24 protein-coding genes, 2 pseudogenes and 2 riboswitches are annotated in these 23,147 nt (G+C 35.2%); of the genes and pseudogenes, 4 read left to right on the top strand and 22 right to left on the bottom strand.

Translation table 11 applies throughout. From position 1 onward, the window contains the following. Nucleotides 1-109 precede the first annotated feature (109 nt). From CDZ92_RS02905 to CDZ92_RS02890, 3 genes and pseudogenes are all read right to left on the bottom strand, one after another. Nucleotides 110-1,252 (bottom strand): annotated as a pseudogene (locus CDZ92_RS02905) (hypothetical protein); the annotation flags it as partial. 776 nt (nt 1,253-2,028) lie between these two features. After that, a pseudogene (locus CDZ92_RS02895) lies at nt 2,029-3,471 on the bottom strand (vitamin B12-dependent ribonucleotide reductase); the annotation flags it as partial. A gap of 431 nt (nt 3,472-3,902) precedes the next feature. Further along, complete coding sequence (locus CDZ92_RS02890; protein ID WP_096153451.1) at nt 3,903-4,739, bottom strand: lipoate--protein ligase family protein; 837 nt, start codon at nt 4,737-4,739, stop codon at nt 3,903-3,905. Nucleotides 4,740-4,947: 208 nt separating this feature from the next. Between CDZ92_RS02890 and CDZ92_RS02885 the strand changes: the two genes are divergently transcribed. Further along, nucleotides 4,948-5,331 (top strand): rhodanese-like domain-containing protein, encoded by a 384-nt coding sequence (locus tag CDZ92_RS02885; protein WP_227521455.1) that lies wholly within the window; start codon nt 4,948-4,950, stop codon nt 5,329-5,331. A 96-nt stretch (nt 5,332-5,427) separates the two neighbouring features. On the opposite strand, the gene CDZ92_RS02880 is transcribed toward CDZ92_RS02885, so the two are convergent. The 6 genes from CDZ92_RS02880 to gcvT form a co-directional block, all read right to left on the bottom strand. Next, complete coding sequence (locus tag CDZ92_RS02880) at nt 5,428-5,808, bottom strand: DUF3221 domain-containing protein (protein WP_157842692.1); 381 nt, start codon at nt 5,806-5,808, stop codon at nt 5,428-5,430. Between the two features lie 34 nt (nt 5,809-5,842). Further along, entirely contained in the window at nt 5,843-6,028 is a 186-nt protein-coding gene (locus CDZ92_RS19815; protein WP_157842691.1) for a hypothetical protein, read from the bottom strand. A gap of 376 nt (nt 6,029-6,404) precedes the next feature. Continuing rightward, the gene (locus CDZ92_RS02875) at nt 6,405-6,902 is read right to left on the bottom strand and encodes a DinB family protein (RefSeq protein WP_096153448.1); all 498 of its coding nucleotides are present in this window, start codon (nt 6,900-6,902) and stop codon (nt 6,405-6,407) included. 72 nt (nt 6,903-6,974) lie between these two features. Next, entirely contained in the window at nt 6,975-8,441 is a 1,467-nt protein-coding gene (gene gcvPB / locus CDZ92_RS02870) for an aminomethyl-transferring glycine dehydrogenase subunit GcvPB (RefSeq protein WP_096153447.1), read from the bottom strand. Continuing rightward, entirely contained in the window at nt 8,434-9,780 is a 1,347-nt protein-coding gene (gcvPA, locus tag CDZ92_RS02865; RefSeq protein WP_096153446.1) for an aminomethyl-transferring glycine dehydrogenase subunit GcvPA, read from the bottom strand. Before gcvPA ends, gcvPB begins: the two co-directional genes overlap by 8 nt. Nucleotides 9,781-9,795: 15 nt before the next feature. Further along, nucleotides 9,796-10,899 (bottom strand): glycine cleavage system aminomethyltransferase GcvT, encoded by a 1,104-nt coding sequence (gcvT, locus tag CDZ92_RS02860; RefSeq protein WP_096153445.1) that lies wholly within the window; start codon nt 10,897-10,899, stop codon nt 9,796-9,798. A gap of 69 nt (nt 10,900-10,968) precedes the next feature. Further along, nucleotides 10,969-11,069, bottom strand: a riboswitch (glycine riboswitch). After that, nucleotides 11,070-11,161: riboswitch (glycine riboswitch) on the bottom strand. Nucleotides 11,162-11,447: 286 nt separating this feature from the next. On the opposite strand from gcvT, the gene CDZ92_RS02855 reads away from it, so the two are divergent. Both CDZ92_RS02855 and CDZ92_RS02850 read left to right on the top strand, forming a co-directional pair. Next, nucleotides 11,448-13,145, top strand: a complete 1,698-nt coding sequence (locus tag CDZ92_RS02855) for a DEAD/DEAH box helicase (RefSeq protein ID WP_096153444.1) — start codon at nt 11,448-11,450, stop codon at nt 13,143-13,145. Next, on the top strand, nt 13,123-13,944 hold the full coding sequence (locus CDZ92_RS02850; protein WP_096153443.1) for a YqhG family protein: 822 nt from the start codon (nt 13,123-13,125) through the stop codon (nt 13,942-13,944). The genes CDZ92_RS02855 and CDZ92_RS02850 overlap by 23 nt, the downstream gene beginning before the upstream one ends. A 47-nt stretch (nt 13,945-13,991) precedes the next feature. On the opposite strand, the gene CDZ92_RS02845 is transcribed toward CDZ92_RS02850, so the two are convergent. Further along, nucleotides 13,992-14,297 (bottom strand): DUF5658 family protein, encoded by a 306-nt coding sequence (locus CDZ92_RS02845; protein WP_096153442.1) that lies wholly within the window; start codon nt 14,295-14,297, stop codon nt 13,992-13,994. A 169-nt stretch (nt 14,298-14,466) separates the two neighbouring features. Here CDZ92_RS02845 and CDZ92_RS02840 point away from each other — a divergent pair, with 169 nt between their 5' ends. Then, nucleotides 14,467-14,853, top strand: coding sequence for a hypothetical protein (locus CDZ92_RS02840; protein WP_096153441.1), 387 nt, complete (start codon nt 14,467-14,469; stop codon nt 14,851-14,853). Nucleotides 14,854-15,145: 292 nt separating this feature from the next. Here the strand turns inward: CDZ92_RS02840 and ptsP are convergent, their stop codons facing one another. From ptsP to comGA, 12 genes are all read right to left on the bottom strand, one after another. After that, on the bottom strand, nt 15,146-16,864 hold the full coding sequence (gene ptsP / locus CDZ92_RS02835) for a phosphoenolpyruvate--protein phosphotransferase (protein ID WP_096153440.1): 1,719 nt from the start codon (nt 16,862-16,864) through the stop codon (nt 15,146-15,148). Beyond that, complete coding sequence (locus CDZ92_RS02830; RefSeq protein WP_096153439.1) at nt 16,864-17,130, bottom strand: phosphocarrier protein HPr; 267 nt, start codon at nt 17,128-17,130, stop codon at nt 16,864-16,866. The genes ptsP and CDZ92_RS02830 overlap by 1 nt, the downstream gene beginning before the upstream one ends. A gap of 342 nt (nt 17,131-17,472) precedes the next feature. Continuing rightward, nucleotides 17,473-17,817, bottom strand: coding sequence for a hypothetical protein (locus tag CDZ92_RS02825; protein ID WP_096153438.1), 345 nt, complete (start codon nt 17,815-17,817; stop codon nt 17,473-17,475). Nucleotides 17,818-17,872: 55 nt separating this feature from the next. Further along, nucleotides 17,873-18,067 (bottom strand): YqzE family protein, encoded by a 195-nt coding sequence (locus CDZ92_RS02820; protein WP_096153437.1) that lies wholly within the window; start codon nt 18,065-18,067, stop codon nt 17,873-17,875. A 49-nt stretch (nt 18,068-18,116) separates the two neighbouring features. After that, nucleotides 18,117-18,614 (bottom strand): shikimate kinase, encoded by a 498-nt coding sequence (locus CDZ92_RS02815; RefSeq protein WP_096153436.1) that lies wholly within the window; start codon nt 18,612-18,614, stop codon nt 18,117-18,119. A gap of 219 nt (nt 18,615-18,833) precedes the next feature. Continuing rightward, nucleotides 18,834-19,217, bottom strand: a complete 384-nt coding sequence (gene comGG, locus CDZ92_RS02810; RefSeq protein WP_096153435.1) for a competence type IV pilus minor pilin ComGG — start codon at nt 19,215-19,217, stop codon at nt 18,834-18,836. Further along, nucleotides 19,214-19,663 (bottom strand): competence type IV pilus minor pilin ComGF, encoded by a 450-nt coding sequence (gene comGF / locus CDZ92_RS02805; protein ID WP_096153434.1) that lies wholly within the window; start codon nt 19,661-19,663, stop codon nt 19,214-19,216. The genes comGG and comGF overlap by 4 nt, the downstream gene beginning before the upstream one ends. Continuing rightward, entirely contained in the window at nt 19,647-19,985 is a 339-nt protein-coding gene (locus CDZ92_RS02800) for a type II secretion system protein (protein ID WP_096153433.1), read from the bottom strand. The genes comGF and CDZ92_RS02800 overlap by 17 nt, the downstream gene beginning before the upstream one ends. After that, nucleotides 19,969-20,421 (bottom strand): competence type IV pilus minor pilin ComGD, encoded by a 453-nt coding sequence (gene comGD / locus CDZ92_RS02795; RefSeq protein WP_176483697.1) that lies wholly within the window; start codon nt 20,419-20,421, stop codon nt 19,969-19,971. The genes CDZ92_RS02800 and comGD overlap by 17 nt, the downstream gene beginning before the upstream one ends. A gap of 4 nt (nt 20,422-20,425) precedes the next feature. Continuing rightward, a complete protein-coding gene (gene comGC / locus CDZ92_RS02790) occupies nt 20,426-20,770 on the bottom strand; it encodes a competence type IV pilus major pilin ComGC (protein WP_096156888.1) in 345 nt (114 codons plus the stop codon). A 9-nt stretch (nt 20,771-20,779) separates the two neighbouring features. After that, nucleotides 20,780-21,814: a competence type IV pilus assembly protein ComGB gene (gene comGB / locus CDZ92_RS02785; RefSeq protein WP_096153431.1), complete on the bottom strand. Its 1,035-nt coding sequence runs from the start codon at nt 21,812-21,814 to the stop codon at nt 20,780-20,782. Further along, nucleotides 21,801-22,862: a competence type IV pilus ATPase ComGA gene (gene comGA / locus CDZ92_RS02780; RefSeq protein WP_096153430.1), complete on the bottom strand. Its 1,062-nt coding sequence runs from the start codon at nt 22,860-22,862 to the stop codon at nt 21,801-21,803. The genes comGB and comGA overlap by 14 nt, the downstream gene beginning before the upstream one ends. Between the last annotated feature and the right edge of the window lie 285 nt (nt 22,863-23,147).

Genomic DNA, 23,147 nt, shown 5'->3' with positions numbered 1-23,147 from the left:
TCTTATTCTCTCAATACGTCTATTTAAAATCATACATGAAGTGAGTAATGCTGACAAGTTTACGAGAGAAAAACACCAACCTGTTGACTGGCTGGTGTTTTCTTTTATTTTATAATCCGCATTTCAATTGTGCTCCGCAATCTGTACATGTATTACAGCCACCAATTTCTTTAACAGTACCGATACGGCATACCGGACAAGTGTTTCCAACTTCAGATCCGTACGTTACTGTTGTGGAGCGTAGGTCTCGAATAGTTTCAATCAAGACAACTGGTTGCTTCTTCTGTTCTGCTTTTACTACTTCTTCCATTTGAATTTGCTCTGCACCGTCATCCATCATGTTTTCTTCGGCTTTTAAAGTTAATACTTGTGTATCGCGACTTCCGTCCACGTATACAGTACCACCCTTTGCTCCGCCTTTATATAGACGCTCGTACACTTTTTCTACTTGATTTACAGAGTACCCTTTAGGAGCGTTAACTGTTTTACTGATAGAGCTATCAATCCAGTTTTGGATAATACATTGTACATCCGCATGTGCTTCAGGTGCTAATTCCATTGCAGAAATAAACCATTCAGGTAAATGCTCTGGATCTGCATCTGGGTTTGTATCTACATATTCTTGGACGATATCCGCCTTCACTTCAATGAACTTCCCTAAACGTCCACTGCGGAAGTACGAAAAGGAAAAATATGGTTCCAACCCTGTGGAAACGCCAACCATCGTACCTGTGGATCCTGTAGGAGCAACAGTTAATAAGTGAGAGTTGCGAATTCCAATTTCTTTAATAGATTCTTTAACGTCAGCAGGTAATTTGTTCATAAAGCCTGTATTTGTGAAAGCTTCTCGTAGTTTAGCTGTTTCTTCTTCCTTTTCACCTACAAGGAAAGGAAAACTTCCTTTTTCTTTTGCAAGCTCAACTGATGCACGATAGGCAGTAGTAGCAATTGTTTCAAACACTTCGTCAACTAGCTTGTTCCCTTCATCAGAGCCGTAAACAGATTCACAGTAGATTAGTAGGTCATGTAAGCCCATTACTCCTAAACCTACTCGACGCTCACCTAAAGCTTGTTTTTTATTTTCTTCTAAAAAGTATGGCGTCGCGTCGATAACGTTATCTTGCATTCTTACGCCAACTTCAACTGTTTTCTTTAGCTTTTCAAAGTTTACTGTTTTATTTTCTTTATCAGCCATTTCTGCTAAGTTAACTGCAGCTAAGTTACAGACTGAATATGGCGCAAGTGGTTGTTCCAGTTTGTTATCCTAGAGGCTTTTTATCCCCTAGTTCTAACGGTTTAGTTCCCGTTAGTTCAGCATATATTTTCACTACTTATTTTTTTCATAAACCTGATTAAATCTTTTCTACCAGTGTCAACACCTAATACAGCCTTACAAATAACCCTAATATCAGAAACACCATACCTTATTTTGATTTCATCAAGTAAAGGTTTAAGACTTGTTCTTATTTTGTTATAAGGTGTTTTAAAGACAATTTCCTTATTTGTAATAGACCATTGTATTACAAGAATCCTAATACATTCATGAATATGATTTCTATTTGCTACATAAGCTACTGTGGCGTTTCTAATAGCTTCTTTACCCGAACAATTTCTACCACAATAAGTTTGACTTAACTTCGACTATTTTTGTAAGGTGTTTATTTGAATCATAGATAAAAAAATCAGGTTTATATTTCTTATTATTAAATTCATATATTTCCACTTCGTAATCCCAATAAAAAGAATAGAAATCTAAATATTTAGCATATGCAAATTCATAGGAACTTCTTAGAAAATGCTCTTTGTAATATCCAGAATATCCTCGATTCATTTTATTCCTCTTCCTTAGTAGATATAAAAAAAATAAGTAGTGCTGCGGCCTCGTGGATAGATTATATTCTGCCTAGGCAGGTTCACTATCTATGCGTTGCCCCTGACTAAAGTTTTATCCTTAGCCTTCGGTTCGGATTAGCATCTCAGCCTTCCCGCTTTATTCCGCAGTTTTTAACGTGAGGCAAATCAAGCCACTTTACCACACGGATTCGTTGCTACTACCTTTTGACCATAACTTTGAGCATTTGTCATGTCGTTTGCATTATCTATAAAGAAAATACCAGGTTCCGCAGAGTAAGTTGCGCAAATGTTTATTAAGTTCCAAAGTTCTTTTGCTTGAATCTTACGGTACGTACGAACTTTATGGCCGATTTTTTCCCATTCTCGTACGTCTCCAACTTTTTGCCATTCTGTATTGTAAACTTTCATCTCTGCTTTTGAGTAGCTTTCTACTGCTGGGAAACGAAGTTCGTATTCTGTGTCATTTTCTACTGCTTCCATAAAGTCTTTTGTTAAGCAGACAGAAATGTTTGCACCTGTTAAAAATTCAGAGTTATGAACCGAATATGTTCCACCAGTTTTCAGCTTCAATTCTGCGTCTTTAATAATCGATTCACTGAATCCTCCGTAACCAGCAATGTGTTTATAATTTACAATCCCTTGATACATTGCTTCTTCTTGTAATGTTAAAGGAGTGAACTTTAGCTTATCTTCCGCTGCCTTTTTAATTCCTTCATCATTTGTATTTTCAATTAAATAACGAAGAATTCTTGGGTTTTGCATTTTAGAAATAATAAACTCAATTATATCTGGGTGCCAATCCGAAAGCATAATCATCTGAGCTCCGCGGCGCGAACCACCTTGCTCAACTAAATGCGTCAGCTTCGCGATATCATCTAACCAAGAAACGGATCCAGATGATTTTCCGTTTACGCCTCGAGCTAGTGTGTTTCTTGGGCGTAGTGTCGAACCGTTCGTTCCTACTCCACCACCTCGGCTCATAATTTCCATTACTTGCTTACGGTGTTCCGAAATGCCTTCACGAGAGTCTTGAACATAAGGCATCACGTAACAATTAAAAAAAGTAACGTCGGTACCGGCACCTGCTCCGTACAATACACGTCCTGCTGGAACAAAATTCATGTTCACTAGTTCATCATAAAATTTAGCCGTCCACTCTTTTCGTTTTTCTTCCGTCGTCTCCACAGCGGCTAACCCAGTTGCATTACGTAACGCGATCTGCTCGTAGAAAATTTCTAACGGCTTTTCTATTACATCCAAAGAACGTTCTACCACTCCTGTTTCCACTTCTTCAGGCTTCGATAACACGCCACGGTAATCATCTTCTACTAATACTTTTGCTTTTTTCGTTGTCCAGTCAATATCTTGAATGTATCCAAGACCTCGAGCTGGAAACTTAGGGTCCTCTTTAATCGTTAGCACAACAAAATCGCCAGTCGTTAATGTTAATTTCTCTGTATCTTTAAAAGCATAACGATCTAGCATAACGAGTCTAGATACACCTTTATGAGTAATGTTCATCGCTTCTGTAATTTCATGCACTTGAGGAAAAAGTCTAATGTCTGCGTTCAATTTTTCAACATTTGCTTTTAATTTTTCTCTTAGGCTAAGTGCCATCTTCCCAACTCCTTAAAACTATTATTCTCTACCAAGAATTTCATTTGGTAGTTTTAATCTAAAATTAAGGTACCATATATCGTGATAGAATTTCAACTAATAAATCAATATATAGTATCTTTTTCTTTCGACACGACACCATATATAGTTTTCGTTCAAGTCATTCCTTTTTTGTCAAATGTTAAAACTAGTAATAAATGAAGGAAAAAAGAGATAAATAGAGATAAAAGCCTTTTCATTAAATTATTTGGCTGATTTTGTTACTTGAAAAAAAGTAAAGACGGTTCAACTATTGATAAATAAACGTTTCCCAAAAATCCTTTCAAAAAATTAAAAAATATTTTTTTATTAGATGCCCCTTTACATTTCCACTTATAGTAGTTCTTGAAACTCACATATCTATATATAGAAAAAAGGCAACGGATTTACCGTTACCTTTTATAATTCCAGTCGTCTGTGGCATATTTTTCTCTTACTATTTTATCTACATATGCTCTCTCTTCTTCTGTTAACTCGTATGGCTCTAAATGAATGTTAAGTCCTTTTTCAAATCCTTTTTTGAACGCTCCTTTTGCTTCTTCTACCGTAACTGGTTTGTCACGTAAAGCATTAACAGCAACTGCTTTGTTTTTGAAGTTCTTTTGCATACGTTCTTTTACTCGTTCACTCGGATAGTTGAACAGGCTGAAGAGTAGATCTTCATCTATATCTAGTAGGATAGAACCGTGTTGTAAAATAACACCTTTTTGACGTGTTTGCGCGCTTCCCGCTACCTTTCTTCCTTCTACTACTAACTCATACCAAGAAGGAGCGTCAAAACAAACTGCTGAACGTGGATCTTTTAAGCCTTGTTTTTCTTCTTCTGTACGTGGTATTGCAAAATAAGCATCTAATCCTAAAGATTTAAACCCTTCTAATATACCTTCTGAAATAACACGATAAGCTTCTGTTACAGTATGTGGCATATCTGGATGTTCTTCTGATACGATAACACTATACGTTAACTCTTTATCGTGTAACACACCTCTACCACCAGTAGGTCTGCGAACAAAACCTAGATTACTCTCCCTAACTGCATCCATATTAACTTCTTTTTCTACTTTTTGAAAATAGCCAATAGATAATGTTGGGGGATTCCAGCCATAAAACCTAATAGTAGGTGGAATCCTACCTTCACTATGCCAGTCTAATAACGCTTCATCTAATGCCATATTAAAATAAGGGGATTTTTCTCCTGAATCTATAAAACGCCAAGTTTCTTTCTGCATGTAGTTACCTCTTTTTTCTTTTATCAAGGTTTTATTTTTTAGTTCTATTTCGTAATTTAGTCTAGCAAATCTGTTTTGTTTTTACAAAACATTAATATAATTAAATTCAAAATTTGTTTAAAAAGAACATTAGAGGTAAATAAGGATGACTTTTTTTGTTTGGTTTTATATAATACTATTTAGAGAAAGAAAAAGAGGGGTGAATGGATTGACTTTATTATATGTATTACTAGGGATTACTGCAGCAATTATTATTTATTCTATCGTTACTGTTTTGTATCAGCGTAAAATTATTACTTCCTTATCAGAAGAAGAATTTCGTGCTGGATACCGAAAAGCTCAGTTAATTGATGTTCGTGAGCCAAAAGAATTTGATGGCGGGCATATTCTTGGTGCAAGAAACATACCTGTTTCTCAATTTAAAATGAGAATGAAAGAAATTCGTCCTGACCAACCGGTTTATTTATACTGCCAAAACACTATGCGTAGTGGACGAGCTGCACACCTTTTACGTCGTAAAGGATACAAAAACTTGTATCAATTAAAAGGCGGCTTCAAAAAATGGGGCGGGAAAATTAAAGCAAAAAACTAATAACAATACCCTTCTATATAAAATAGAAGGGTTGTTTTTTATATTTACACTAATTTTCTACCTAACTTCCTAAGCCACCTAATCTTACTTTTCAAGTTACTTATTAGTAATCACTTCTATCTTATCTGCGCCACGTTGTGGTGGTTCTGTATCATTTTGATCCCCATCCCAATACACAATAACCTTTGTGCCTAATTCTAATTCTTCGTACTTACCTGGCGCAATCGAATAATAGGCTCCGTCTTTTTCTTGAGCTATCTTGACTAACTCATTAGGGGTTTTATTTGAAATATCTTCAAAATCAGTATTAGGAATAACTAATATCTGTTTCCTATTATTTTGATTCTCCTGTATTTCTGCAATAATTCCTTCTTGTTTGTTTATATAACTAGTGTTAATGCTATTATTACTCTCCCCTTGCTGACCGCAAGCACTCAAAATAAAAATAAACAAGATAAAAGATGACACTCTTTTCACCGTTAATTTCTCCCAACTAATCAATAATTTTTTTTTACAACCAATGATTTTCCTTATTACTATTTGGCGGATTTTGTTTTTGTACATCGTCTTTAATTGTTTCCAATCCTTCTTTTGCTTTTTTATCATTGATAGATTTATAACGATCCGTTTTCCTATCTAAAACATAACCAAATACTAAAAGCGCTACGACAAAAAGTAAGACATATAGCCATAACATAACATCGCCTCCTTATAACTATCCTATTCTTTATATGCCCACTAATTTCCTTTATTTAACTGTCTTGTTTTATTTTTTAAACCAATAAATTTGTATGCCTATTAAAATTTCAAAAAAGTACACACCTATTAACGGCGTGTACTATTTATTTAAGTTAATGGCTCTGTTAAAGACCGCTGTTGATTTCCGCGCAAGTCTCCGCTTTCCGCGGGCGTGGCTGGAGCCTCCTCGGCTTCGCCTGTGGGGTCTCCAGACCAACGCTACTCCCGCAGGAGTCTACTACTTGCGCGGAAATCAACTGCTAGATAGGTATCAAAAATCAACACCAACCTTTAACAGAGCCAAGTTAATAAATATAAACAAAGCAATTAACACACTAATCGTCTATGATAGGAGTAGATAAAATATCTCCCATTTGCGAAATATGTCGGAGTTCATGGTAGCCTATCAGTTCCACCCATTGTTTACATGTTAAATCTCCAATCCACCGATGAGTAAACCCATACAAACATAACTCTTTCATATCCGTATTATCAAGGAATTCTTTTAGTTCATCACGAGAATTTTCTAGTAATGAAAGCAATTCTTTTTTTGTAAAGTCGGCACCAGACGGTTTAAGGTATGTTGGTGCATCTACTTTTCTAGTTCGATTTTTCAAGATATCTTTCAAGTGAACTTCTCTGTTTGATGTTACTAATTGGTACACCACTGCATTCTTCATACTTTGTACAATTCTCTTCTCAATTAAATAGAGGTGTTCTACAATCTCTCCGATTGTCCAACCACCATCTACTTTTAGCTGGAAGTCATAATCATCTAAGGGTTCTAACAAATTCAGTAAACATTCTCTAGCCTGCTCCGTTTCAAGAAACATATTACAATCGCCCCTTTCCTTTTAACATATGCCAAAAAGGAGGCCAACATGAAGTGGCCTCCTTTAAAAAAGTTATGCTTTTTGGTATCTTAATATAGGCTTACGTGCTGCAAGTGTTTCATCAAGACGACCTACAACAGTTGTATGTGGTGCCTCTTGAACAACTTCTGGGTTTGTTTCTGCTTCTTTAGCAATTTGAATCATTGCATCGATGAACTCATCTAACGTTTCTTTTGATTCTGTTTCCGTTGGCTCAATCATGATACACTCTTCCACATTTAATGGGAAATAGATTGTTGGCGGATGGTAACCAAAGTCAAGCAGACGTTTTGCAATATCAAGTGTACGTACACCAAGTTTCTTTTGACGCTTTCCTGAAAGAACGAACTCATGCTTACAATGACGGTCGAATGGTAAGTCATAGTGCTCTGCTAAACGACGCATCATGTAGTTTGCATTTAATACAGCATATTCTGTTACCGCTTTTAGTCCATCAGGACCCATTGAACGGATATATGTGTATGCACGAACGTTGATTCCAAAGTTTCCGTAGTATGGTTTTACACGTCCAATAGATTGTGGACGGTCGTAATCAAAACCGAATGTGCTGTCATCTTTCTTCACTACTAATGGCTTAGGTAAGAATGGAATTAAGTCAGCCTTAACCCCTACAGGACCAGAACCTGGGCCACCGCCTCCGTGAGGACCAGTAAATGTTTTGTGTAAGTTTAAGTGAACAACGTCAAAGCCCATGTCGCCAGGGCGTGCTTTACTCATAACTGCGTTTAAGTTTGCTCCATCATAGTAAAGCTTACCACCAACACCGTGTACTATCTCAGCCATTTCAAGAATGTTTTCTTCAAAAAGACCAAGTGTGTTCGGGTTTGTTAACATTAATGCTGCAGTATCAGGACCAACTACACGACGTAAGTCATCTAAGTCTACTAATCCATGTTCGTTCGATTTAACAGTAATTGTTTCAAGACCAGCTACTGTTGCAGATGCTGGATTTGTTCCGTGAGCAGAATCCGGTACGATTACTTTCGTACGGTTCGTTTCACCATTCATTTCATGATAAGCACGGATCATCATTAATCCAGTCCACTCACCATGAGCACCTGCTGCAGGTTGAAGTGTTACTTCATCCATACCAGTAATTTCTTTTAAATGCTCTTGTAAATCATACATTAACCCAAGTGCACCTTGAACTGTGCTTTCATGTTGAAGCGGGTGAATGTGAGAGAAACCAGCAAAACGAGCAACATTTTCATTAATTTTCGGATTGTATTTCATCGTACAAGATCCAAGTGGATAGAATCCAGAATCTACACCATGGTTTCTGTTAGATAATGCAGTGTAATGACGCATAATATCTAGCTCAGAAACTTCTGGTAAGTTTGGCTCTTCCATGCGGATATAGTCGTTTGGAATAACGTCATTTAACGAAATTTCAGGTACATCGTTTTCAGGCAAGCTGTAACCAATGCGGCCTTCTCTAGTAAGTTCAAAAATTAACGGTTGATCTTGTTGCTTATTCATTGCCATCCCCCAATTCTTTCGCAAGTGTGTCGATTTCCTCTTTTGTGCGTAATTCTGTTACGGCAATTAACATATGTTGTTCTAATTCAGGGAAAGTTTGACCTAAATCATACCCTCCGATAATACCTTTATTTAATAAACCTTCGTTTACTTCTTGAACAGGGCGGTTTAACTTTACAACGAATTCATTGAAGAATGGTCCTGTAAAGACAACTTCTAATCCATTTTGCTCCATCGCTGTTTTTGCATATTGAGCTTTTTGGATATTACGAATCGCCATTTCTTTTACACCTTTTTTACCTAACGCTGTCATCGCAACAGATGCAGCTAACGCATTAAGAGCTTGGTTTGAACAGATGTTTGAAGTAGCTTTATCGCGACGAATATGTTGCTCACGTGCTTGAAGTGTTAATACAAACCCACGACGACCTTGTTCATCTATAGTTTGTCCCACTAGACGACCTGGAACTTTTCTCATTAATTTTGTAGTTACGGCAAAATAACCGCAATGCGGTCCACCGAATTGAGTTGGAATACCAAATGGTTGCGCATCTCCTACAACAATGTCAGCACCTAGTTTTCCTGGAGGTGTTAAAGCACCCAGAGACATTGGATTAGAAGAAACAACAAACATCGCCTTCGTTTCATGAACGATTTGCTCAATATCTTTTAATGATTCAATTTGACCAAAGAAGTTAGGATACTGTACTAAAACTGCTCCAACTTCATCACTCATTAATTCTTTTAAAGCTTCTAAGTCTGTCACACCATTTGTAGCAGGTACTTCTACCACTTCGATGTATTGACCTTTTGCATAAGATTTTACAACGTCTTTTGCTTCAGGGTGAACAGCGCTAGAAATTAGCACTTTCTTTTTCTTTGTATGTCCACAAGAAAGCATTGCTGCTTCTGCTAAAGAAGTTGGACCATCATACATAGATGAGTTTGCAACGTCCATTCCTGTTAATTCACAAATCATTGTTTGGAATTCAAAGATTGCTTGAAGCTCTCCTTGAGAAATTTCTGGTTGGTATGGAGTGTAAGCTGTATAAAACTCAGAACGAGAAATAACATGGTCTACGATAACAGGCATATAGTGGTCGTAAACTCCTGCACCTAAGAATGATGCATACTCTTTTAAGTTTTTATTTTGGCTAGCTAAGTCAGCTAATTCTTTCATTAGTTCTGATTCTGATTTTGCTTCCTTAATGTTGTATGGTCCTTCAAAGCGAACTTTCTCTGGAATGTCTGCAAAAAGTTCATTAACGTTAGAAACACCAATTGTATCTAGCATTTCTTGCATATCTTTTTCCGTCATCGGTAAATAACGATGTTTCATGGTGTATTTCCCCCTTTAGTTTTTAGGACGCTTATAAAATGGTGTTGCGACAACTTTTGCTTTTAAACGTTTTTGACGAATTTGTACTTCTACTTCCGTGTCAACAGCTGTAAACTCAGATTTGATTAGTACAAGCCCTACATTTTTCTTTAATGTTGGTGATTGCGTACCAGTTGTAACTTCCCCAACTTTTTCGTCTCCAACAAAAACTTCATACCCGTAACGCGGAATTCCTTTATCGATCATTTCAATTCCAACTAGTTTACGAGGTGCTCCGTTTTCTTTTTGGTCTTTTAGTACTTCTTTTCCAATAAAGTCTTCTTCTTTATTCGTTTTCACCGCAAAGCCAATTCCTGCTTCAATAGGTGTAATATCTTTTGATAATTCTTGGCCATATAATGCTAGTTTCGCTTCAAAACGAAGTGTATCACGCGCACCAAGTCCGATGGGTAGGACGCCTATGTCTTTCCCAGCATCTAAAATGGCTACCCAAAGCTTTGCAGCATCTTCCGGTTGGCAATAGATTTCAAATCCATCTTCCCCTGTATAACCCGTACGTGAAACTAATGTATTCAACCCTGCAACTTCTACATTATCGATAAATTTAAAAAATTTAATCGATGAAAGGTCTGTTGAAGTTAATTTTTGTAATGTTTCTTCTGCAAGTGGGCCTTGAAGAGCAAGTTGAGCTACGTCATTAGAGATGTTTATCACCTCTACATCTTCTGTTACGTTTTCTTTTAACCATGCATAGTCTTTTTCAATGTTAGCTGCGTTCACCACTAATAAGTAATCATTGTCTTGTTTTTTATATACTAAAAGATCATCCACTGTTCCACCATCTGGGTAGCACATTGCTGTGTATTGTGCAGAGCCATCTTTTAACGTGGATACGTCATTTGTCATCATTTTTTGTAAATAAGGAAGGCTTTCTGGACCTTTTACTGTAATTTCGCCCATGTGTGAAACATCAAATAATCCAGCTTTAGTACGAACTGCTTCGTGTTCCTCTTTAATACTTGAGAATTGTACTGGCAAGTCCCAGCCACCGAAATCAATCGTTTTCGCACCATAATCTTTGTACACTTCAAATAAAGGTGTTCTGCTTAATTCAGACACAATTGTTGCCTCCCTTAAAATAGTAAATAAATGCTAAAAAGGACAGAGAAACCCCTTCATCGTAAAGGGCTTCTCTGTCCTGGCACCTGAAAGTTTACCTTGATATAAGGCTTTCCCCGTTGGTGGTCCTAAAGATCGTCAAAACGATTTCAGAACGCTCTCCAGAGATGCGTCCAGCAAGAGTCTTTTTGCCTGAGAGATTCACATAGTCTTGTTTGCTCCTTCGGCGATGCTAAATTGCATTCTCTCCCCATGCTTTCATTCGCTGTATTCTGTTAGAAATACGATTAGAATATATTGTCAAATTTTAGACATACTATCCAATAAGTATCTTAAAAGAAACTTAATATTAGTTCACTATTATCCTACCACTACTAGTAAAAAAAAAGCAATACATAAACAGTTAACGAAAACATTTTTATTGACGTTAATGTTCGTGTTTACCTATAGACAGTCCTATTTTTATCCAATTGAAAACGTTCCCTTTATGTAAAGTCATATTATTTCGGCAATCTCCATATTTAGTATGTAAAGAAAGGATGCTCATAATGGATTTAGATGTTTCATTTCCAGCAGAATGGCAAACTGAATTTTTGAAACGTGTGGAAGATGATGGGCCCTGGACAAACTATGAGCTATTTCGATTAGCTTTAGAAGTAGAAAATCATTTATCCATTAAAGAATTTGAAGGCTTACAAGCACCTAATCACCTTCCAAACTTAACGCCGCTTCCACATCAGCTTGAAGTAGCAAAAACAGTAGTGGAAGAAATGAACGGAAAAGCTATTTTAGCAGACGAAGTTGGTTTAGGAAAAACGATTGAAGCTGGCCTTGTTTTAAAAGAATATATGATTCGAGGGTTAGTAAAAAAAGTATTAATCCTTGTACCCGCTTCGTTAGTTTCGCAATGGGCGATTGAGTTAAATCAAAAGTTCTTTATCCCTGCTATTGCACAAAAGAAAGCATATGTATGGGAGCAATGTGATGTGGTTGTTTCTTCTATTGATACAGCAAAGCGAAATCCACATCGAGATATTATTTATAACTTAGAATACGATATGGTCATTATTGATGAAGCACATAAATTGAAAAATAATAAAACTAAAAACTATGAATTTGTTCAAAACTTAAAAAAGAAGTTTTGCTTATTATTAACAGCTACACCTATTCAAAATAGAGTGGAAGAAATTTTCAACCTTGTCTCTTTATTGAAACCTGGACACTTAGGAAGTGAAAGTCACTTCGCAGAACTTTTTCAAGCGAAAGAACGAAAACTCGAGAACGATGAGTTTTTAAAAGAGTTAGTGAATAAAGTAATGATCCGAAACCGTCGTGGAGACACCGGTATTGACTGGCCCAAAAGACACGTTACATCGTGTTACATCGAGTTTAATGAGCAAGAGCAGGATTTATATAATACGATATGCAGTTTAAGAAACGATCCATCTGTACCAAACACAAGTCAGTTTTCTATTATGACTCTTCAACGTGAGGCTTGTAGTAGTAGAGAAGCCGTTTATTTTACCATTAAAAACATGATAGAAAGAAAACAAAAAGAGGACCCATCGTATGTAGCTCCTCCAATTATGAATAACATTCTGAAGAAAATCGATGCAGTAGCAGAAAATTCTAAAGCAAAAAAAGCGTTAGAACTTATTAAAGAGATAGATGATAAAGTAATTATTTTCACTGAGTATCGCGCTACTCAAATGTTTTTACAATGGTTTTTGAAACAAAATAGCATATCCTCTGTTCCGTTTCGTGGAGGATTTAAGCGTGGGAAAAAAGATTGGATGAAAGAGCTATTTAAAAATCATGTACAAGTTTTAATTGCAACGGAAGCTGGTGGGGAAGGAATTAACTTACAGTTTTGCAACCACATAATCAATTATGATTTACCATGGAATCCAATGCGCTTAGAACAACGTATAGGAAGAATTCATCGTTTAGGTCAAGAGAAGGATGTTAATATATATAACTTCGCAACAAGCAATACAGTGGAAGAACATATATTAAAACTACTTTATGAGAAAATTAAATTGTTTGAACGTGTAATTGGAGAACTAGATGACATTTTAACAAGACTTGAAATGAAGGACTTTGAAGATCAATTAGAAGATATATTGGTACATTCTCGTTCTGATGGAGAGATGAGAATTAAAATGGAGAACTTAACTTCCGTAATTGAATTCGCTGATCAAATGAGAAAGGATGGTGACGAGCGTGCAGCCGCAGGAAATTCATAAGTTTCTCGAGCGTTATTTCATTGCAAATGATTGTGCAATCGAAGGAAATACAGCTAGTCACTTATCCGTTCAGCTAACGATTGATATGGATAAGGAACTAATGAATCGCCCTTTCTACTGGCATTACTTAGAAAAGACTGGTGGCGTTGCAAATCCAATGAAATTAACGTTAATCACGAATCAAAATGTTGCACCAGATGATTTGAAAGGAGACATTATTCATTTTGGCTCTCCTAGGTTGCATCAAATATTCGAATCAACGAAACGAATTGGTAGTTTTATTAGACTTTACGAACAGACTAGTGCATTACCTAGACAACAAGCTAGTACGCCGCTTCATCCGTGGTTAAATGTTAATATAAAAGTTTCCTATAAATGTGATCGTAAGAAAGATATTTTAATGTCTCTAGGAATTCACTTAATTAGTGGTGTTATTGTCGAAAGATTCCATGAAAAACTGAAGCAACTACCTTTAACACCGAAAATTCCTGATATGTGTTTTACGATGTCACCTATCATAAAACCTCAAAGTGGTTTATCTCGCCTTGAACATTATGTTAGAGGGTTTATCGCAAGTGAAGACCATACCTGGGCAGAGGAAGCGAAGAAACGTTGGCAACAGGATTTAAATTTACTCAATCATTTTTACGAAGATTTAGAAGAAGAAGAATTACCGGAAACTTACGAAACGGAGAAAAAAGCACTACAAGAACAATATGAGCCAAAGATTATAGTAGACATTATTAACGGCGGATTATTCTACATGACCCCCTCGTTTATGAGTAAGTTTAACAATTAAATCGTTAAAAAAACTAAGCAACGTTCATGGAGCGACTGCTTAGTTTTTTATATTATCAAAGCAGTAATCCACGTTAAATGTAACAAAGAAACAGAAGAATAGGAAATTAAAGCGAGTACACTTAAAACTTTAACAAGATTAGAAGTTGGTACTTTTTTTAGTAAAATAAATAATAATAAGCATAAAGATAACAGGAGCTTTACAAAAACAAAGAGAACCGGCTCTGTTTCATATAAAAAAGCCATAAAAGGGTTGGCTTCCGTAATTAAACCTAAATGCAATCCTATAAAAGTGGCAATTGTATCTAATACATTTAATAGTAGAATAGCTTTAAATAATATGGAAACGCTCAAAACAAATCCCACCTTCTTCATATACATTCGGTTCTTAATTAAGAACGATTATACAAGATAATAATAAAAATAACTAGTTTTATATTCTTTTTTAAGAACAAAATATACTCTTAATATCGACATTTAATTCAAAAATAGATATAATTATCACGGGAAAGGAGTGCATGAAATGAAAAAACATTTAAGTTTATTCGTTATTACGGCCATTATCATCATCCTTGCCGGATGTGGTGGAAATGATACTTCTAAAGAGGAAAATATACATGTAGATAGAGAGATTACGATTATAGGAAAAACTGGACCTGATGTTTCAGACTATGTTTTTGAACCTGCAGAAATTACAGTAACGAAAGGTGAAACAATACGATTTCATTTAGAAAGTAGCAACTCTGTATCACATGGTATCCAATTTCAAGGAATTAACTTTAGACTAACAGAGCGTAAGCCTGAAGTATTTACATTTAATGCTGCTGGTGAGTATGAAGGTCGATGCAGCGTGTTATGCGGGGCAGGTCATGCTGCTATGACGATAAGAATCATTGTAGAAGATGAATAACCAACAGAGGCTGGGACAAAACCCAGTGAATTATATGAAAGAGGCCTCGGCCTGTAGGAACATTTTTTGTTCTTGCGGGCCTTTACTTATTGATGGAACAAAAGTTTTATCTTTAAGCACTCTCTACAAATAAATTCATCGGACTTATGAAGTTCAACTACAACCAATCTTTAATGCCAGATGAAAACTTCATCGGCCTTTTTGTCTCAACCTCTTCTTTATTGGTTTATTTAAATAAAAAAAACTAACATAAACAGTCAGTGATGACCATCTAGTTAGTTTCATAAAAAAACTATAAATTAAATTTCTCTTTCACAAACTCCATTACTTCATATACTGTACCCATTGAAAGTAAGGTTTCGCGGAAAGAAGCCGCTTCTTCTTTCGAAATGTTTTTGATTTGACTGCGTGCTGGTAAAATACTCGTTGCACTCATACTAAATTCATCTAATCCTAAACCTAGTAGAATTGGTATTGCGATTGAATCGCCAGCCATCTCGCCACACATTCCAGCCCATTTCCCTTCTTTATGAGCTGCTTGGATTACATTATCAATTAAACGTAAAATTGCTGGGTTGTATGGTTGATACAGATAAGAAACTCTTTCGTTCATTCTATCTGCAGCCATCGTATACTGAATTAAGTCGTTTGTTCCGATACTGAAAAAGTCTACTTCTTTAGCAAAAATATCTGCCAATACAGCAGTAGATGGAATTTCCACCATGATACCAATTTCAATTTCATCAGATACCGAAACATTTTCAGCTTTTAACTTTGCTTTTTCTTCTAAAAGAATCGCTTTTGCTTGACGGAACTCATCTAACGTTGCAATCATTGGGAACATAATTTTCAAGTTACCAAACGTACTTGCTCTTAATAATGCACGTAGTTGAGTACGGAAAATACTTTGTTCCTCTAAGCATAAACGGATAGCACGGTATCCTAAGAACGGATTCATTTCTTTCGGAAGGTTTAAATACGGCAGTTCTTTGTCTCCACCAATATCTAACGTACGAACAACAACTGGCTTACCTTCCATTTTTTCTAAAACTTCTTTATAGGATTGGAACTGCTCTTCCTCAGAAGGTAATTCTGTTCTACCCATATATAAAAATTCTGTACGATATAGACCAACGCCTTCGCCGCCATTAGCAAGTACGCCTTTTACATCATTCGGAGTACCGATATTGGCAGCTAGCTCTACATGTTGTCCATCAGCTGAAACAGTTGGCTCTGCTACTAACTTAGCCCACTCTTTCTTTTGAGCATCGTATTTTTGTTGTTTTTGTTCATATTCTGCTATTTCTTCTTGGGTTGGGTCAATAATAATTATTCCTTCAATACCATCGACAATAATCATCGTTCCGTTTTGTACTTGTTCTGTGATTTCTTTCGTTCCAACAACTGCTGGTATTTCCATCGAACGAGCCATAATCGCAGAGTGTGAAGTGCGTCCACCAATATCGGTAGTAAACCCTTTAACATACTGGCGATTTAACTGAGCAGTATCAGAAGGAGTTAAATCTTCTGCTATTATTACTACTTCTTCAGAGATTAAACTTGGATTAGACAAGTGTACTCCTAATAGATGTGCAAGAACACGTTTTGTCACATCACGAATATCTGCTGCACGCTCTTTCATGTATTCGTTGTCCATTGACTCGAACATAGAGATGAACATGTTCGCTGTCTCTTCTAATGCATATTCAGCGTTAATTTTTTCGCTTTTTACTTTTTCGACAATAGGGTTAATTAATTCTGGGTCACTCAACACTAATAAATGGGCTGCAAAAATGTCTGCTTTATCTTGACCTAATTCTTTATGAGCATGGTCTTTAATTTTTTTTAACTCCGCTTTGGAAACATCGATTGCTGCATGAAAACGACTTATTTCTTCCTCCACTTGCTCAATGCTTGTTTTTTTCACAGTAAGTTCTGGATTTTCAAGTCGATATGCTTTTGCAATTGCAAAGCCACTTGAAGCGGCAATACCTTGTAGCTTTTTAGACATTACTCTGCTAATCCTTCTGTTTTTAACGTGTTTTCAAGAGCAGCAATTGCATCCGCCTCATCAGATCCATCGGCAATAATTTTGATTTCAGCGCCTTGAGGAATTCCTAGTGACATTACACCCATAATTGACTTTAAGTTAACCGACTTACCGTTATATTCTAAGTTTACTTCTGCGTCAAATTTCCCTGCTGATTGTACTAATTGTGTTGCTGGACGAGCGTGAATACCTGAATCTGCTGTTACTTTAAATGTTTTTTCTACCATGTTTAATCAAACTCCTTCTATTTAAATTGTTATTGTTTGTTTATTGGTTGCTTCGTTAGTTTTCTTCAAAACGTCTTACATTATTGAAGAAAATCGAAATAAACTTCAACCGTTATACAAGTTACTTTCCCGTACTTACTTTTTGTAATCATAAAAAAGGCATGAGTAAATAAATATAGTGGTGAGTATACACCAACCTACACTTTATTACTCATGCCTGATCGTATCAGTAACACGTAATATTTTTATATTATTGAAAGCACTTGCACAAAATAATAAATTAACTTCAGCAAAATAGTATCATACTTTATTCATCTATACAACAATTTTGGCGTAACAATTCTATAAGTGTCTTTCAAAATTAAGATAGGACATTAATCGATAAACGATCGTTATAATTGGTATAAAAATGAAGTACCAAAAATCAGTTAAATGTCCAAAGGAAAACAAAATTAATCCAATAGCAAAGAAAGCTATTACAAATACAGCAAACACATTAGACCAAAAGCCGTTCAATGGTTGATCTGCTAAAAATAACCCTCGTGATCCATTAATACTTCTTAAAAAACAGTCATTGTGAATGGCTATTGGAGTAAAAAAATTAACCCCTACTATAAGATCGTATTTGTCTTTTATAACCCCCGAGCAATGTTCACAGTATATTTCCTTTTTCTTTTTATCATCCATAAGTATAAGCCCATCCTATCCGCTAATGTTCTTATACTCATTTTAACATAATTTTCTATATTTTCTTTTTATTTTTTCTGTTTTTTACAAAAAGCATAATACTAAGTGGTATAACACCAAAAAGTTGATTGACCATAGGATCTCGTTCTAACTTTCTTTGCGTTTTTAATTCTTTTCGTACTTCCTTAGGTTTATCCATATAATTAACAAGTTGTTCCGTTACATACTTTACATAATCGTTTGTTTTCATATTTATCACCAACCTATACGCTATTTCTCTTTATAGTTTGGCCAATAAATCATTGTTCAATCTTAAACAAAACTTCTTCCACAATCTCCGACACTGTCTTATTACTTGTATGAATGATTATGTCTGCTTTATTGTATTTTGGCAATCTCTCAGCAAATAAGTTTTTTAATTCCTCATGTGATTTCTGTTGCAATAGAGGCCGTGTACTATCTCCTCTAAGTCTTTTCATCAACTCACTAAATTCGGTATGTAAATAAATAACTGTTCCTGTTGCTTTCATCCACTCTACATTGGTGTTATTTGTAACAATTCCCCCACCTGTTGTAACAATGATGTTTTCTGTAGGTAATGTTTTTAACACGTTTGCTTCGAGTTCACGGAAAAATGATTCGCCATGCTCGTTAAAAATTTGTGATATTTTTTTGCCACATTGTTCTTCAATGTGTTGGTCTGAATCAATTACATTTAGTTGCAATTTTTTACTTAATAATTTTCCTATTGTTGTTTTTCCAGCTCCCATAAATCCAGTTAAGTATATTGCGTTCACCTTTCTTCCCCCTTTACTAATAGGAGCACATATTAATGCGCCCCTAAAATATCCATTTTACGTGAATAAATTTCATAATTACGGTTCGTTTAATGAAAAACGAATATTTTAGTGATTTACAAAACAATATGTTCGTTTATTAAGGTGTAATACAGAATAGATGCTATTATTCGTTTTTCGTATAGTAGTCATACTTTATGAAACGGACTCACGTAACAACTATATTTCTCTCCATGATACAATTTCTTTTGTTACTATATTAACCTCAATAACCACTTCATATTTCCTTCCTAGGTTAGTAAGAGCATACAACTTCACTGTAAGATTTGGCTCATTTCCTGTCACTGTTATATTAACATTACCAGACGGAAAGGCTCTTTGCATATTGGAAGGTTGTATGTTTTTTTCCATTAAATCTGATATTACCTCATCCAAACATACAGTCACCATATTTTCCAATACATAAACTTCGTTTACTTCAGAAGTAAATTGTTTTTCAATTGTGTATAGTTCAATATGATGAAGAAGTAATGCAGACAAAAATAGGGAAAAGGCCATCGTTATTACTAAAATGTACCCTTTTTCATTTTTTATCACTCTCATTCTTTTGGTCCTTTTAAGAGAATTGAATAAATAGGGATAGAATATGTCATATTATCTAACCCTACTATAGTTAATAGGGCACCATATGGCTGTGCTTGTACTTCAAAAGTTTTCACACGTTGTAGTACAATTACATGCCCTGTTCCACCTACTCGCCTTCTAATTTTGTCTTGATAAAGCTCAAATGTTATATGTCGGCCATCTTCTTTCCTAATTGTAAGTTGCCTACTACTAACCGATAGTCCTTGTCCATGCCTTGCTTCATACTGTACCTTTTGAGATAACACATCAAGCTCTAACAGATGTATCCCTTTCGTTTCAAAAGTAACATGATAAACCGTTTTTAATATTAACGGTAAAAAAGAGGTGATTAATAATACAACAGTTAAACTGATTAACACTTCTAATAATGTAAATGCATTACTATTTTTACTTTTTTCCCACATACAATAGTTCACACTTTTCCCGTTTTCTATTCTTATAATCGTTATAACTCACACATACTTTCGAATATGGATCCTCGTTCATAATAATAAAAGTAAAAAATATCCCTTCATTCTTCACCTCCATTTCTTCATAGACTGCGTCCTCCCTCATCACTTGCACCTTGTCTTGTAAAAGAAATCGGGCTTCCCTTTCTAACTTAATATTTTTCCTCTCCACAATTACGGTTAAGAGACTTGGAAAAATGATAGTTGCAATCATTACCCAAACAAACAATGCCGATATCGTCTCTAATAAAGTAAAACCATCACACTTCTTCCACATAAAACTTCCCATACCCTAATTGAAAAACGAGTAAAAATTGTTCTTCCGATTTATAACTTATTCCATACGTACCTGGATTCATTATGTTTCCAACAGCATTGAATCGGACAATACTGCTTGCAACCCTCGTATTAATATCTATGTGATGATTAAATTCTCTACGAAGTAAAATTCTATTTTCAGTTGGTACCTGGATATAGTATTGTTTAGTACTAGAAGAAAACACAAGGTTTACACTACTTTTTGAACTCATCGCGTACTGTTGAGCGTAGAGTACATCATTAGTAAGTTGCTCAAAAAATTGAGGTATTACCTTCTTCTCCATAACAGGAGAGAACTTTATAAACGATAAAGATAAAAGTATAGAAACAATAGACAAAACTAATAATGATTCGATTAACGTAAATCCTTTTTCACTTTCATCATACTTTGTCATAACCTTAATCATTATTAGAAGGAGGTGTGTTGATTGGGATAACTTTATCACCATCAAGTGTTAATTCTTCTCCTCCTGGACAGCGTAACGTATTGTTATTTTTGTTAAAGTGCTCCTTTAAGTAATCTTCATGATTTAAGTCTTGTAAACTAGTCGGATTTTCCCTTTTATCTAATCTGTAAGTTTGCACTTGTGACTCGACCATTTTTATAAATGCATCACATCCCTTTGTACCGATAACAGAAGTATTTTTCGTTGCATTCGGTAACATAACTAACAATAGGATAGTAATAACAAGCATAACAATTAGCATTTCTACCAAAGTAAATCCTTTTTCTTGTAATAACATTTTTTTCACCTATAATCCTCCCATTAATTGAAGCATTGGAATAAAAATACTTACGTAAAGAAACATAATGAACAAGCCTACAAACATTAACAATATTGGTTGTAACCTCTTTAGATATGTTTCTAATTTATTTTGTTGTACATGTAATAAAGACTCACTGTAATCTAATAATTGTTGCGGAAGTTTACCGTTTTTTTGTCCATGGATGACTACTGTTGACAGACTATTATTTAAATAAGGCACAGACAACACAATCTCTTCAAACTTTTTACCAGCAACAAGCTCACTTTTCACTTGTTTTGCAAGCAAATTTAATAGTGCGTGATGTTGTTGATTTTCAAATACGTGCAAACATTCTTTAATACTTAATCCTGCATGTAATAAAGAACTCGTTTGCTCAGCAAAAAAATACGTTTGATAGTCGATGAAATAGCTTCTTATAAATGGTGTTTTTAACAATAGTTGAATTTTTTTTGATATTGGAAGTGTCCTCCAAGATAGGTGGAAGAAAAGGAATAAACATAGTATTAGAATGAAGAAAAAAGTTATGAAGGTTGGTGCTGCCGTTAAAATTTTTAATGTTAGTTGTATAAACCATGATTGATTTACTCTCATCTGTTCAAACAATGTAACAAATTGAGGTACTAGTACCCAATTCATAAAAAATAACATAATGAAAACGATTAACATTAAAAGAATGGGATATCGAAGAATATCTATTAATTTTTGTTTTAGTTTTCTTCTGCGTTTCAGTAGTGTACTACTTTTAATTAATGCATTACTTAAATCACCATGTTTTTGAGAGAAATAAAGTAAAGACAACACATCTTCATGAAAATGGAACCTTTGTAAAACTTCATTAAAACTATGTCCTTCTTTCAATAGTTCCATCATATTGTATGTGTCTTTTTTATCTGCTTCAGTATAATGTAAACTTACTAAATTTATCGCTTCTACAATCGTATATCCGTTTGCATATAATTCTCCCACTTTACGTGAAAATTCTTCTTGTTTTGATATTGGCCAGCCCTTATTTTTCAACAAGACCCCATCTTTCTAGCTCTTTAGGTTGTAGATAACCTAGGGCGATACCTTTCTTAATTTCATCTTTAATGGTGTAGATAGAAACTTGATCTCCGTATCCTTTAATATTCTCAAATACATCATTGAGTTTTCTTCCATTTAACAATTCAAAGACCGTAGCCATTCTTTTTTTACGATATTTCCTACAAAGAGCCGTGCATTCCTGTTCACAAAATAAGCATTTTAGCTCTACTAATCTTTGAGCAGAAACAGCTATTAACGTTTGTTGTAACTCTTCGATTGGAACCTTTAATTCTAACAATCGATGAATGGCTCCTTTTGTATTTCTGGCATGTAAAGTGGATAATACTAAGTGGCCAGTGAGTGCCGCTCTAATTGCAATTCGAGCTGTTTCTTCATCACGTATTTCTCCCACTAAAATCACATCAGGGTCATGTCGTAAAATCGCCTTTAAGCCCGATGAATATGTTATTCCAGCTTTTTCATTCACCTGAACTTGCAACACATCTTCGCTTCTTCTCTCTACGGGGTCTTCTAGCGAGATAATGTTCCTTTGAAATAGTTGCTTACTAGCTTCAAGTAGAGAATATACAGTCGTTGTTTTACCGCTGCCTGTAGGCCCTGTGAATAATATAAGTCCGTGTGAATGGCTTAATAATGATAGAAGTCTTTTAGTTGTTGTAGGAAATAAGGATAAGTTTTTTAAAGGTGAAACTTTGTCGTGTGGGAGTATTCGTATGACTAAACTTTCGTTGTAAATAGTAGGAAGAGTTGATAAACGTAAGTTTACTATTGTATCGTTTACTTTTAATGTCATGTGTCCATTTTGAGGTTTTCGCTGCTCACCTATATCCATAGCAGCTTTAAATTTTAAGTGTGTAATGATTCTCTCATAAACTGGTAGTGGGATTCTTTTTTGGTTATACAGCTGGTGATCCATTCGAAAAGATATTTTTGCATCATGTTCCATCGGTACGATGTGAATGTCGCTAACCTTAAGCTGAAAAGCTGTTTGGATAAGCTGTTCACATTGTTTTTCAATGTTCACTAAACCACCTTCTTTAAATTATTTTAGATTGGAAATTTAATCACTCCTTTTTATCAAAATGTTTTGAAAACTTCCGCACTATTATTCTACAAAGTTCTTCATTATTTTTCAAGTAGTTTTGCAATTTTTTTTTTGCAATGCTCTGATAAAGACCGCTGTTGATTTCCGTGCAAGTCTTCGCTTTCCGCAGGCGGTAAAAAGGAAGGTTTTTTTTTCACTGTCGTGAAAAAATCTACTCCTCGGCGCAAGCGCCTGTTGGGTCTTCTGCTCCCCGCTTCTCCCGCA

It is taken from the genome of Bacillus sp. FJAT-45066 (assembly GCF_002335755.1).
Lineage (GTDB): Bacteria > Bacillota > Bacilli > Bacillales > Bacillaceae_I > Bacillus_CD > Bacillus_CD alkalisoli.
This window is presented reverse-complemented; position numbering and strand designations above follow the sequence as displayed.

Bases quoted from the DNA above. Each gene is read 5' to 3' on its own strand.
- CDZ92_RS02890 (WP_096153451.1), bottom strand. From the start codon at position 4,739: ATGCAGAAAGAAACTTGGCGTTTTATAGATTCAGGAGAAAAATCCCCT.
- CDZ92_RS19815 (WP_157842691.1), bottom strand. From the start codon at position 6,028: ATGTTATGGCTATATGTCTTACTTTTTGTCGTAGCGCTTTTAGTATTT.
- CDZ92_RS02875 (WP_096153448.1), bottom strand. From the start codon at position 6,902: ATGTTTCTTGAAACGGAGCAGGCTAGAGAATGTTTACTGAATTTGTTA.
- gcvPB (WP_096153447.1), bottom strand. From the start codon at position 8,441: ATGAATAAGCAACAAGATCAACCGTTAATTTTTGAACTTACTAGAGAA.
- gcvPA (WP_096153446.1), bottom strand. From the start codon at position 9,780: ATGAAACATCGTTATTTACCGATGACGGAAAAAGATATGCAAGAAATG.
- CDZ92_RS02855 (WP_096153444.1), top strand. From the start codon at position 11,448: ATGGATTTAGATGTTTCATTTCCAGCAGAATGGCAAACTGAATTTTTG.
- CDZ92_RS02840 (WP_096153441.1), top strand. From the start codon at position 14,467: ATGAAAAAACATTTAAGTTTATTCGTTATTACGGCCATTATCATCATC.
- ptsP (WP_096153440.1), bottom strand. From the start codon at position 16,864: ATGTCTAAAAAGCTACAAGGTATTGCCGCTTCAAGTGGCTTTGCAATT.
- CDZ92_RS02830 (WP_096153439.1), bottom strand. From the start codon at position 17,130: ATGGTAGAAAAAACATTTAAAGTAACAGCAGATTCAGGTATTCACGCT.
- CDZ92_RS02825 (WP_096153438.1), bottom strand. From the start codon at position 17,817: ATGGATGATAAAAAGAAAAAGGAAATATACTGTGAACATTGCTCGGGG.
- CDZ92_RS02820 (WP_096153437.1), bottom strand. From the start codon at position 18,067: ATGAAAACAAACGATTATGTAAAGTATGTAACGGAACAACTTGTTAAT.
- comGG (WP_096153435.1), bottom strand. From the start codon at position 19,217: ATGAGAGTGATAAAAAATGAAAAAGGGTACATTTTAGTAATAACGATG.
- comGF (WP_096153434.1), bottom strand. From the start codon at position 19,663: ATGTGGGAAAAAAGTAAAAATAGTAATGCATTTACATTATTAGAAGTG.
- CDZ92_RS02800 (WP_096153433.1), bottom strand. From the start codon at position 19,985: ATGTGGAAGAAGTGTGATGGTTTTACTTTATTAGAGACGATATCGGCA.
- comGD (WP_176483697.1), bottom strand. From the start codon at position 20,421: ATGACAAAGTATGATGAAAGTGAAAAAGGATTTACGTTAATCGAATCA.
- comGC (WP_096156888.1), bottom strand. From the start codon at position 20,770: ATGTTATTACAAGAAAAAGGATTTACTTTGGTAGAAATGCTAATTGTT.